Below are 11993 nucleotides of genomic sequence, written 5' to 3'. Positions count from 1 at the left end.
GGCCGCGCCGGCAGGTGGGGCATGGCCGGCACCAGCGCCGGGCGGGAGTAGTGCTCACCGGCGTAGATGTCGGTGGCGCCGAGCCGGTTGGCCCGTACCTGCACCGCGGAGAAGTGCACGTTGCCCCGCACCTCCGGGTACGACCGGTTGAGCGTCAGGTGGTCGGACAGCTCACGCGGGTTCTGCCAGTACGGCCCGTACGCCGGGTCTCCGCTCTTGTAGTCGGCCTGGCCGATGTAGAGCTGCACGCGGGTGCCGCGCACCGTCTCGGCCCACCACGGCACGAGGCGCGCGTAGTCGGCGGCCGGGTACTGGCCGATGTACCAGTAGAGCTGCGGCACCACGTAGTCGATCCACTCCTGCTTGATCCACTTACGGGTGTCGGCGGAGATGATGTCGTACGACTGGCTGCCGGTGGTGTCCGAACCGAGCGGGTCGGCGGTCTTGTTGCGCCAGATGCCGAACGGGCTGACGCCGAACTTCACCCACGGCTTCGCCGCCTTGATCTTGCCGTTCATCTCCTGTATCAGGAGGTTGATGTTGTCCCGCCGCCAGTCGGCCTGGTCGGTGAAGCCCCGGTTGTGGGCCGCGAAGGTCGCGTCGTCCGGCACCTGGTACGTGCCGCTGGGGTAGGGGTAGAAGTAGTCGTCGAAATGGACGCCGTCGATGTCGTACCGCTTGACTGCGTCCATCATGGCGGTCTGGACGAACTCGCGTACCTCGGGGATTCCGGGGTTGTAGTAGAGCCGGCTGCCGGCCACGCCGGCCGGTGGGTAGGCGAAGGTCCAGTCGGGGTGCTGCTGGGCCGGGTGGCCGGGGGCGAGCTGGGCGAGGTCCGCGCCGGCGCCACCGGGGGCCGGCATGGAGACACGGTACGGGTTGAACCAGGCGTGGAACTCCAGGTTCCGCTTGTGCGACTCGTCGACCAGGAAGGCCAGTGGGTCCCAGCCCGGGTCCTGGCCGCGTACCCCGGTCAGGTACTCCGACCAGGGCTCGTACGGCGAGGGCCAGAGCGCGTCGGCGGTGGGCCGGACCTGCACCACAACGGCGTTGTGGTGCAGTCGCCCGGCCAGGTCTAGCAGCTCGCGGTACTCGGTCTGCTGCGCGGCGATCCGGTCGGGGCTGGTCTGGGACGCCTTGCTGGGCCAGTCGATGTTGACCACCGACGAGATCCACATGGCCCGGAACTGCCGTTTCGGGGTGGCCGGGTCGGTGGCGCAGGTGGTGGTGGTGGTGTCGGCCGCGCTGGGCGCGGCGCTCGCGGGGGTGGCGGTGACGAACGTACCGAGCAGGGCTGTGACCAGCCCGGCGACTCCGAGTCGGGTGGCTTTCATGCGGTGTGTCCCTTCGTTGGGGCTCCCGGATGTTTCGCGCGGTGCGCGGCAAGATTCGCCGTCGATGTCCGCGTTGCTGGTAGGAAATTTTCACAATCTGGCCGACGCCGCAAGAGTTCGTGGTTGACCAATCGCTCCGCTGGGTAGCAACGCCGGTCACCGGCCGCCACGGGGTGGTCGCACGGTGGGAGGGGTGACCGGGTGTCCGTGCTGCGCACAAAACCAATCAAGGACGTGATAGCCCAGGGTGAGGCGGACGGCAGCGACGGCCAGTTGGGGCTGAAGCGACGGCTCGGCGCGATCGACCTCACCGGCTTCGGCATCGGCATCGTGATCGGCACCGGCATCTTCACGCTCACCGGGATCGAGGCCCGGGACAGCGCCGGGCCGGGCGTGGTGATCTCCTTCGCCATCGCCGGCGTGGTGGCCCTGCTCGCCGCCCTCTGCTACGCCGAGCTGGCCTCCAGCGTGCCGACCGCCGGCAGCGCCTACACCTACGCGTACGCCACGATGGGCGAGATCGTCGCCTGGATCATCGGCTGGGACCTGCTGCTGGAGTTCGCGCTCGGCGCCGCGGTGGTGGCCCGAGGCTGGTCCGGCTACCTCGCCGAACTGCTCGACCTGCCGACCCGCTGGTTCGGCGAGGAGGGCAGCACCGTCAACGTGGGCGCCATCGCCATCGTGCTGATCCTCGGCGTCGTGGCGATCGTCGGCATCCGGGAATCCGCCCGGATCACCAACCTGCTGGTGCTGGTCAAGGTGGCCATCTGCGTCTTCGTGGTGGTAGCCGGGCTGTTCTTCGTCAAGGCCGCCAACCTCACCCCGTTCATCCCGCCGGCCGAGCCCGCCGGGAGCGGCGACGACGGCATCAAGCAGCCGGTCACCCAGGCGCTCTTCGGGCTTGAGCCGTCGGTCTTCGGCTTCGTCGGGGTGCTCAGCGCCGCCGCCGTGGTCTTCTTCGCGTACACCGGCTTCGAGGCCGTTGCCAACCTGGGCGAGGAGACGCGCAAGCCCAAGCGGGACCTCACCCTGGGTCTGCTCGGCACGCTGCTGATCTCCACTGTGCTCTACATCGGCGTCTCGCTGGTGGTGGTCGGGATGGTGCCGTACACCGAAATCGACCGGGGCGCCCCGATCGCGTCGGCCTTCGAGTCGGTCGGCGCGGGGTGGGCCGCAGTGCTGGTCTCCATCGCCGCGGTCGCGGGCCTGACCAGCGTCATCCTGGTCGACCTGGTGGCGATGGGCCGGATCGGCTTCGCCATCGCCCGGGACGGCTTGATCCCGCCCTCGATCGCGAAGGTGCACCCGCGTTGGGGCACCCCGTACCGGATCTCGGCGATCATGACGGTGGCGGTCGCGCTGCTGGCCGGCTTCCTGCCGCTGTCCGCGTTGGCCGACCTGGTCAGCATCGGCGCGCTCTGCGCGTTCGTCCTCGTCTCGGTGGCGGTGCCGATCCTGCGCCGCAAGCGGCCGGACCTGGAGCGGCCGTTCCGGGTGCCGTTCTCACCGGTGTTGCCGATCGTCTCGGCGCTGGCCTGCTTCTACCTGATGCTCAACCTGTCGGTGGAGACCTGGCTGCGGTTCCTGGCCTGGATGCTGCTCGGCGCGCTGATCTACTTCGGCTACGGCTACCGCCGCAACCGGCTGGCCCAGCACGAGCCCGCCGTCGCTCCTCCGACCCCCCGTGAGCCGACTGCCTGACCCGAGGGTGCGGAAGGGCCCGATCTGCGGGGCCCTTCCGCGCGACCTGCGCAGCTATGGTGCTGCGCGCCGCCGGCCTCGACGACCTCCGCGCCACCCACCGCCTGGAATTCCGCGAGTCCACCCGGATCCGCTAGTCGAAGAAGCGGGCCAGGTGGGACTGCGGTGCCGGGTCGGCGTCCGGGGGGAGGGGCGTCAGGTCGGCGAAGATCGAGGCGCCGTCGCAGCCCGCGTGCAGTGGGTACCAGCGCGGCGTGCCCGGTGGCCGCAGCTGGCAGATCCCCTTGAACGTCTGCACGTCCATCAGCCGGACGTGAGTCGGGTCGGCCACCGCGTTCACATGCCCCCACCAGGGGCTCATCACGTGCAGCACCCCGCCGGGGCGGAGCACCCGGTGACACTCGTCGACCAGCGGCAGGAAGTCGATCAGGTGCTCCAGGATGTGCACCGCGAAGAGGACGTCCACCGAGTTGTCGGCGAGCGGCAGCGAGCCGGACAGGTCCGCCACCGCATCCACGCCGGGCGCCGGGTAGATGTCCAGCCCCAGGTTGCTCGACCACTGCTTGGTCGGCCCACAACCGAGGTCCACCACCACCGGCGCCCGCCCGCCGATGCCGACCCGGCACCAGACGCCGTAGACACCGGCGAGCCGTCCGACCAGCTCCCGCACCAGCCGTAGCTGGGCGGGCTCGGCCACCTGGCCGCTCAGATGCGCCACCCCCCGGTCGAACCGCACATCGACCGCCAGGTCGCGCAACCGATCATCGTGGCGGACCTGATCCGCCCATGCCTGGGCGAGGAAATCATCGATCGCCCGCAGCCGGTCGGCCGAGGGCGGAGTCTGTGCCAAAGCGACCATTCGGGCCACCTCCCGCCGCGCGATACCCGCAATCCCGCCCGTTATGCCCCACTCATCCACCTCGCCGCTCGCTGAGGCGAGGTCCGCCCACGCGCGTGTCGCGGGCCGAGTCGCAGTCATCGTGATGTCACACAGTCATCACGATGACTCCACGACATCACGGTCAACAGCGGCACGGGCTTCGCGCCGGCGCGGGTCTCGCGCCGGCACGGGCTTCGCGCCGGCACGGGCTTCGCGCCGGCACGGGCTTCGCGCCGGCACGGGTCTCGCGCCGGCACGGGTCTCGCGCCGGCCGCCTCGGCCCGGAGCGGTCGGATCAGCCGGAGATGGTGCGTCGGCCGCCGCGCATTCGCTGGCGGGGTGGCGGGTCGGCAGGCTTCGGCCGCTTCAGGTGGTAGCGGTGCAGTTCGTGGTTGCCGGGCAGGGACGGGTCCTCGCTCATCGCGACCAACTCCCAGCCCTGGTCGCCGGCCCGGTTCAGGTGGGCCAGCGAGGTGTCGCCGTACGGCGTCACGTCGACCATCGAGCCGTCCGGGCCGTACCAGACGAAGACGACCTCCCAGCCGAGGTCGGTGGTCGCGGCCTGGCGGCGGCGGACCAGCAGGGCGTACTCCCACTTGAGCATGGCGTCATTCTCACCCCGCGCCGGCCCACGGGCACGGATCAATCCTCGGCGATCCGCCCGGCGTCGACCCGCAGTCGCCGGTTGGTCTCGATGGCCGCCAGCATCCGCCGGTCGTGAGTGACCAGCAGCAGCGTTCCGGGGTAGCTGGCCAGCGCCGATTCGAGCTGCTCGATGGCGGGCAGGTCCAGGTGGTTGGTGGGCTCGTCCAGCACCAGCAGGTTGACCCCACGGCCCTGGAGCAGGGCCAGCGCCGCCCGGGTGCGCTCACCGGGGGAGAGGGTGGCCGCCGGTCGGGGCACGTGCGCCCCCCGCAGGCCGAACTTGGCCAGCAGGGTCCGCGCGTCCGCCGGCGACAGGTGGGGTACGGCCGCCTCGAACGCGTCGATCAGCGGCATGTCGCCGAGGAACAGCCCGCGGGCCTGGTCCACCTCGCCGATCACCACGCCGGGCCCGAGCGAGGCGGTGCCCTCGTCCAGCGGCAGCCGGCCCAGCAGCGCGGCCAGCAGGGTGGACTTGCCCGAGCCGTTCGCCCCGGTCACCGCGACCCGGTCCGCCCAGTCGATCTGGAGGTCGACCGGGCCGAGGGTGAAGCCACCACGGCGTACCACGGCTCCGCGCAGCGTGGCCACGACGGCGCCGGCGCGGGGCGCGGCGGCGATCTCCATCCGCAGCTCCCACTCCTTGCGGGGCTCCTCGACCACGTCGAGCCGTTCGATCAGCCGATCGGTCTGCTTGGCCTTGGCGGCCTGCTTCTCGCTCGACTCGGCTCGCAACTTGCGGCCGATCTTGTCGTTGTCGGTGGCCTTGCGGCGGGCGTTCTTGACGCCCTTCTCCATCCAGCCACGCTGGGTCCGGGCCCGAGCCTCCAGCCCAGCCTTGGTCTCCGCGTACTCCTCGAAGTCCGCGCGGGCGTGCCGACGGGCCACCTCGCGCTCCTCCAGGTACGCCGCGTAGCCGCCACCGTAGTGGTTGACCTGCTGCTGTGGCAGGTCCAGCTCCAACACCCGGGTCACCGTGCGGGTGAGGAACTCCCGGTCGTGGCTGACCAGCACCGTGCCGGCGCGCAGCCCCGTGACGAACTCCTCCAGCCGTTCCAGCCCGGCCAGGTCCAGGTCGTTGGTCGGCTCGTCGAGCAGGAACACGTCGTACCGGCTGAGCAGCAGCGACGCCAGCCCGGCCCGGGCCGCCTGACCGCCGGAGAGCCCGGTCGTCGGGTGGTCCAGGTCGACCGCGAGCCCCAGGTCGGCGCTCACCTGCTCGGCGCGCTCGTCCAGGTCCGCGCCGCCGAGGGCGAGCCAGCGCTCCAGGGCGTCGCCGTACGCGTCGTCGGCGCCCGCCGCCCCGGCGGTCAGCGCCTCGGTCGCCGCGTCCAACGCCGCCTGCGCGGCGGTCACCCCGGTCCGGCGGGCCAGGAAGTCCCGTACCGTCTCGCCCGGTCGCCGTTCCGGCTCCTGCGGCAGGTGCCCGACGCTCGCGGTGGGCGGGCTGAGTCGCACGCTGCCGGCCTCGACCGGCAACAACCCGGCGAGGGTACGCAGCAGCGTCGACTTGCCGGCCCCGTTCGGCCCGACCAGCCCGACCACGTCGCCGGGGGCGACCACCAGGTCCAATCCGGCGAAGAGTGGGCGGTCGCCGTGCCCGGCGGCCAGGTCCTTGACGATCATCGTGGCGCTCATCAGGACGGCAGCCTATCCGGCCGCCTGCATATCACCGCTCCCCAGCGGGCAGACTCAACGACGTGGTGACCACACTGGCGATCGACTGTGGGGGCGGGGGCATCAAGGCGTCCGTGCTCGACGAGGCGGGAACGATGCGGGCCCGGCCGTTGCGGGTGCCCACCCCGTACCCGTTGCCGCCCGCGCTGTTTGTGCGGACCCTGCTGGATCTCGGCGGGCGCCTGCCAACGGCGGACCGGCTCACTGTCGGCGTACCCGGGATGATCCGGCACGGAGTGGTCGTGAGCACGCCGCACTACGTGACCCGCAGCGGCCCCCGCAGTCGGGTCGACCCGGACCTGCTCGCCGAGTGGTCCGGCTGGGACGCGCGCGGCGCGCTGGCCGACGCGTTCGGGGTGCCGGCGCTGGTGCTCAACGACGCTGAGGTGCACGGAGCCGGAGTGGTCGCCGGCACCGGCTGCGAGTTGGTGCTGACCCTGGGGACGGGGCTGGGCAGCGCGCTCTTCGACGGCGGGGTGCTCGCACCGCACCTGGAGCTGTCGCACGCGCCCGTGCGCTGGGGCACCACCTACGACACGTACGTCGGCGAGCCGGAACGGCGGCGGCTCGGCGACGCCTTCTGGTCCCGTCGGATCCGTCAGGTGGTGGACGGGCTCCGCCCGGTGTTCCGCTGGGACCGGCTCTACCTGGGTGGGGGCAACTCCCGGCTGATCCGGCCCGAGCAGCTGGCCCGGATGGGCGACGACGTGGTGGTGGTGCCGAACACCGCCGGAATCGTCGGCGGTGTCCGCGCCTGGGAACTTTCGGCCGGACGACGCAACGCCCGCACCTGACCTTTCGACGCCTCTTCGGCGGCCATCGGCGGCCGGAAGTGACCTGATCTCGACCCCGGGAACAGTCGCCAAACGTCCGGTGTTGTGCCAGCGTCGGAACAGGTGACGGTGCGACCCGAGGAGGTGGCAGATGGATCTTCTGGCGGACTACCGGCGGGCGACCATGTTCTTCGAGACCGGTGACCCCAGCGGTGCAGCCCGACTGCTGGAGCCGATCATCGACGCCGAACCCGGCAACGCTGCGGTCCGGCAACTGCTGGCCCGGGCGTACTTCCAGTCGGCCCAGCTCAACCGCGCCGAGGAGCACCTGCGTGAGCTGGTCGAACGGGACCCGAGCGACCACTACGCGCACCACGTGCTCGGTCGGACGCTGGAGCGGCTGAACCGGCACACCGACGCGCTGCGGCACCTGCGGATCGCCGCAGCGATGTACGCGGCCAACGACGACTACCGGACCGCGCTGGAGCGGGTGGAGACCCGAGTGGGCGGCCGGCGCTGAGCGTGCGAGTCGACGTGGCAGGGGCGGTCCTTCGGGGCCGCCCCTTCGTCGTCGTCGGACGACCTGGCGGACGTGCCTAGGATGGCGGACATGGGACCTGACCGGCCGGGGGCTGCGGCATGAAGCTCAAGCTGGACCTGCACGAGATCTTCAACAAGGGCCAGGACATCGACCGGGCGTTGCGCGGGATCATGGACGAGGCGGTGGCGAAGAAGGCCACCCTCGTCGAGATCATCCCCGGCAAGGGGTCCGGCCAGCTCAAGAAGCGGGTGCTGCGGTTCCTCGACCAGAAGGACGTCAAGCAGCTCTACCACCGCGTGGAGAAGGACTCGAAGAACTTCGGCCGCCTCTTCGTCCACTTCCGCTGGAAATAGCGACCGCATGGCCTCTGATCTGCCTTTCAAGGCTCTACTGAAGCCATCGAACCATGGTCATGCCGGTTCCAGGCCGCCAAGGGCTCGCGGAGCGTCTGCGCTGGCCGGGTCTCCGAGTCGGGCCGACTTCGCCACCCGCGAGGTCCAGCGGGGCGGTCCCCAGGAGCCTTGGTGGTTCACTGCGTGGACGTCTCAGCGGTGATGTTGTGGCGGGGATGCCCGGAACCGGGCCGGCCTCTCGGTGTGGCCTTCGGCGGTCTACCGTGTGGCGATGTCAGAGCAGTGGTCCATGACCGTCGACTGCGCGAGCCCGCGTGAGCTGGCCGCGTTCTGGTGCCTGGCGCTGGGGTACGTCCCGGCCGCCCCACCAGAAGGGTTCGGCACCTGGGAGGCATGGCAGGCCCATTTCAAGGTTCCTGAAGAGGAGTGGGACGACGGCGCCTTCATTGAGGACCCCGACGGGATCCGGCCCGGTATTTCGTTCCTGAAGGTGCCGGAGCCGAAGGTAGTCAAGAACCGCATGCACTTCGATATCCACGTCGGCGGCGGCAGGCACGAGCCGTTGGAGGTGCGCTGGCTGCGGGTCCAGGCGATGGTCGAGAAACTGGTGGCAGCGGGCGGGACCGTACTCCGGGTCGACGAACCGGACGGTACGCCTGACCACGTGACGATGGCTGACCCAGAGGGCAACGAGTTCGACGTCCTTTAGGCCTGTTCGGGCGGACAGTTGGCCAAGCTGCGGCCCTCAACAGCGTCACGCAGGTCCTGATACCGATGGGTCACGCAGGTCCCGAGCCCTGACTCCGTCGAGGTGAGTAGGCGTGTGAGGAACCATGTACGGGATCAAGGCGGCCCGCTTCGCAGACCGCTCGCGCCGCCGACCAGGGGCCGACCCAAGCGGGTCGCCGATCAGGGACCCCGCGCCCTTAGCGCAAGCGCATGGGCGCACCCCGAACGGCTGCAGCCCCGCCGGCGGCGCGACATACGAAGAAGCCCCGGGCCGCCATGAGTGATGGCAGATCCGGGGCTTCGATGGTGAAGGCGACGACCAGGGCGTGCCTCCGGCGGGGCGCTCGGGCGCTCTGGGATGGTTGGCGCCATCCCGACACCCTCCGGCCGGGCGGAGCCGAGCAGGCGTGGCTTGCCTGGTCAAGGTCGTTCAGACAGTGGGGTGCTCCACCTTGACCAGGCAAGCCACACCCACTCCACGATGTGCGGACGAAGGCCGACGGGATGGTGGGGGCAGGAGTGATTCCCCAAGGTGTGGTGTACTGAGGCTTGAGTCGGCGTCGCGGCGTCTAATTGAGTGCCCAGCCACTGCTCAATCTCTGATATCCAGGGCGGGCCTAAAGGCCGGATGGACCGTGAACGCCGAGACTCTGCGCAGATTACTGACGTGGTCGGCAAAACTGGGTTGATCGTTATTGTAAATCGCAGGCTCGTCCACCTGTCTGCGTTCAGAACCTATTGCCTCCTCTACAGTGGTAATGCACCCAATGAATCCGATGTTGTGAAGAAGCCGGATTAGCGGCTGGTGGACCTCAGCAGTGTCATCCGAGCTGGACGCCGACCAGAGCGGTTCTGCGATGGGAGTTAACCAAGTTCGTCCGGGGAAATCGGGTTCCGCGATCAGGACGGCACACTCGGCCAGTCGTCTCCTCATCTCATCCCAATCCAGCGTGTTGGGGGAGCGAGTGAATGCAGTAAGTAGTTCTTCGATGCCGGGATAGGTTGGCTTCCATTCATCCCGTAACGCAAGTAGGCGGTTCTTGGAATATGCGGACTCGGCCGACTGGATTGCTGTCCAAGTTAGCTTTTCTTTCCCGTTCGAGAGCGTAAAGCATTCGTTCAGGAACGCGATAGCGTCACGTGGCCGAAGCAGCGTTCGGCTGAGGATGTATTCGAGTGGGTTTCCTCTAGTGGGATTCGTGCGGGGAAGAAGCTCGTCCATCGACTTCACGTCCGTCAGGCCGTGGCGTTGGGCGGCCGTACTGACACGATTATCCAGAAGGTCGCGCAATTCGTTCTTCGACCATCGAAGCGTGTGGCTGAGGCCACGGAACTTCTCTTCCTGCCCGCCGGTCCTGCCAAAATCGAGAGCTTCGAAGATGTTTGTTCGAAGTGCGACCAAGATTTTGAGATTTTCAACCCGCTTGAGATCCATTACCGCGCGAAACAGGCACCGAATGAGATCATTGGTGATCTGCTCGTCCGCCCAATCGCGGTCAAGGTCGTCAATGACGATGTAAGTGTAGTGCTGAGCTGAGTCGAGAATGTCCTCGTTTAAGACGCGCTCCATCTTGTTCAGCCGAGGTAGCTGTGTTTCATTCACCAGACGCTGGAAGCGATTGACCAGCTCTCGTCGTTTTTCGCCCGACTCCATCACCGTGTCACCGGCGTTTCCGCTGAAACTCGCTAGTCCGGCCCCAATCTTCGCGCCGGCTTCGGCCTTTACTTGCGTTTCGAATTTCTCAATGATCTCTTTGACGCGCTCGTCCGTTTCCTGCCAAAACTTTCCGTCGAAGTCCTCTAGGTACTTGAGAGCCTCCTGTTTGCTCTTGTCTCGCTTAATTCTATCCATCAGTCCGTTTAGAAAGCGTTGCTTTGCTTCGGGGGAGTCTACCTGATAGCGATGTTTGACGATCTCAATTATTAGGACGTGCTTCCAGAGTGCAATGAATAGTGGATCCAGGTGGACATCCAGCGATTTCAGGAAGCGCACCACTTGCAGCTCTGCGATGTAAGTCAATGATAGATCTTCTGGGCTTAGCCGAATTAAGTGATCGCCATGCTCAAACTCCATCTGGCGAAACAGTGCGGACTTGCCGCTTCCTGTTCGTCCTATCAGGAAGCACCGCTGATCATCCCGGGACACGATTGCCCGGTATAGCCACGTCTCGTAGAACGCCTCGCGAAGCAGGCCGTCGTACTCGGCGGCACCCTCACCTAACGTGAACTCGTTTCGAATCCGCCGCTTGGGCTGCCGCACCGCCACTGAGTACCTCCGGAGTCCCCACGTTGAAAGTAGAGGCAGACGCTATCGAAGATCGCGAGCGCTCAGGAACCCCTCATGCGGTCATTCCTGGGTCTACTTCCGACCCCCTGGAGGCGCTACGAGGGTTATGCCGGCTTGGCCGAAGGCGGCCCCCAAAAGATGATCTCCTAAAGTTGCAGGTGGATGGGGTTCGGACCCCCGCGCCAGCAGAAGCAATGGCAGGGCCGGCGGGGGAGTGGTGCGACCTCGGTGACTTCCGGTAGTACAGCAACGATGTACAGCAACCGACAGAACCACATGGGGTCGCTACAACCTCAATCCGCCTGTCATGCAGCGCTGTGGACCTCACCCGACTACCTTGCCAAGGTCTGAGGGTCAAGCGACACAGCGGCAACCTTTCGCGACGGCCCTACTTCTTCATTGTCTTCTTCAAGCTGTAGTAGCCGAGGGAGATGCCAAGGGCCTGCACATGGTGAGCGACGAACTTCTCAATATCGAAGTGAGGGTTGTCGGCGTTGACAAGGCTTGAGACATGCTGGGCCGACGCTACTACTAGGTGGAGCAGCATCACCAGCAGCCAGACACGCTGTTCGGGCGTCAACCCTCGCAGCTGTAGGCGGCACCGCTCTCGTTCCGGAGTCCACAGGGTCGGCTCGACTTCCGGCGAGGCCGATGCGGTGTCCAGTAGTCCATTCAGCAAGTCGGCTAGTGGCGTGACGTCGATGTTGGCCATTGCGGCCTGGATGCCGGCTAGGGGCGTGACGCCGATGAGGCTCTTGGCTATCGCGGCCTGGAAATCAGCTAGGGGCGTGACGCCGATGTTGGCCATCGCGGCCTGGACGCCGGCTAGGGGCGTGACGCCGATGAGGCTCTTGGCCATTGCGGCCTGGACGCCGGCCAGGGGCGTGACGCCGACAAAGCTCTTGACCATCGCTGAGTCAGCCTGCGGCTCTCCGGTCTGATCCAGGCGGGCTGGATCGACAAGAACCTTCCGGGTAACCCTGCGCTGAACTCGCCGAGGACGACCTCGGCCACGGCCACGGCGGACAGGCTTTGCCACGCCCCACACCGTATCCCGATGGTGCGACAGCTCCTGG

Annotated in this window: 11 protein-coding genes; 5 read left to right on the top strand and 6 right to left on the bottom strand. The window is 67.7% G+C overall.

Annotated elements, in window-relative coordinates; genetic code table 11:
- Positions 1-1334, bottom strand: a 1334-nt coding sequence (locus ABZ749_RS17310; RefSeq protein ID WP_357228805.1) for a family 10 glycosylhydrolase, incomplete at its 3' end; no start/stop codon positions are given.
- 201 nt (positions 1335-1535) lie between these two features.
- Here ABZ749_RS17310 and ABZ749_RS17305 point away from each other — a divergent pair.
- A complete protein-coding gene (locus tag ABZ749_RS17305) occupies positions 1536-3035 on the top strand; it encodes an amino acid permease (protein ID WP_357228802.1) in 1500 nt (499 codons plus the stop codon).
- 133 nt (positions 3036-3168) lie between these two features.
- Here ABZ749_RS17305 and ABZ749_RS17300 read toward each other — a convergent pair whose 3' ends face one another.
- The 3 genes from ABZ749_RS17300 to ABZ749_RS17290 form a co-directional block, all read right to left on the bottom strand.
- On the bottom strand, positions 3169-3894 hold the full coding sequence (locus ABZ749_RS17300) for a methyltransferase domain-containing protein (RefSeq protein WP_357228799.1): 726 nt from the start codon (positions 3892-3894) through the stop codon (positions 3169-3171).
- A 316-nt stretch (positions 3895-4210) separates the two neighbouring features.
- Positions 4211-4519: a hypothetical protein gene (locus ABZ749_RS17295; protein WP_357196436.1), complete on the bottom strand. Its 309-nt coding sequence runs from the start codon at positions 4517-4519 to the stop codon at positions 4211-4213.
- 38 nt (positions 4520-4557) lie between these two features.
- On the bottom strand, positions 4558-6195 hold the full coding sequence (locus tag ABZ749_RS17290) for an ABC-F family ATP-binding cassette domain-containing protein (RefSeq protein WP_357228797.1): 1638 nt from the start codon (positions 6193-6195) through the stop codon (positions 4558-4560).
- 62 nt (positions 6196-6257) lie between these two features.
- Between ABZ749_RS17290 and ABZ749_RS17285 the strand changes: the two genes are divergently transcribed.
- From ABZ749_RS17285 to ABZ749_RS17270, 4 genes are all read left to right on the top strand, one after another.
- Entirely contained in the window at positions 6258-7028 is a 771-nt protein-coding gene (locus ABZ749_RS17285; RefSeq protein ID WP_124860484.1) for an ROK family protein, read from the top strand.
- Positions 7029-7158: 130 nt separating this feature from the next.
- Complete coding sequence (locus ABZ749_RS17280) at positions 7159-7527, top strand: tetratricopeptide repeat protein (protein WP_355005736.1); 369 nt, start codon at positions 7159-7161, stop codon at positions 7525-7527.
- 119 nt (positions 7528-7646) lie between these two features.
- Positions 7647-7901, top strand: a complete 255-nt coding sequence (locus tag ABZ749_RS17275) for a Smr/MutS family protein (protein WP_007465523.1) — start codon at positions 7647-7649, stop codon at positions 7899-7901.
- Between the two features lie 271 nt (positions 7902-8172).
- Positions 8173-8610 (top strand): VOC family protein, encoded by a 438-nt coding sequence (locus tag ABZ749_RS17270; RefSeq protein WP_357228794.1) that lies wholly within the window; start codon positions 8173-8175, stop codon positions 8608-8610.
- Between the two features lie 612 nt (positions 8611-9222).
- Here the strand turns inward: ABZ749_RS17270 and ABZ749_RS17265 are convergent.
- Both ABZ749_RS17265 and ABZ749_RS17260 read right to left on the bottom strand, forming a co-directional pair.
- A complete protein-coding gene (locus ABZ749_RS17265; protein ID WP_357228791.1) occupies positions 9223-10896 on the bottom strand; it encodes a hypothetical protein in 1674 nt (557 codons plus the stop codon).
- Between the two features lie 409 nt (positions 10897-11305).
- Positions 11306-11993, bottom strand: a 688-nt coding sequence (locus ABZ749_RS17260; RefSeq protein WP_357228788.1) for a hypothetical protein, incomplete at its 5' end; no start/stop codon positions are given.

Source organism: Micromonospora sp. NPDC047753, from assembly GCF_040642735.1.
Lineage (GTDB): Bacteria > Actinomycetota > Actinomycetes > Mycobacteriales > Micromonosporaceae > Micromonospora.
Note: the sequence above shows the minus strand (reverse complement) of the source record. Positions and strands in the feature narration are given on the sequence as shown.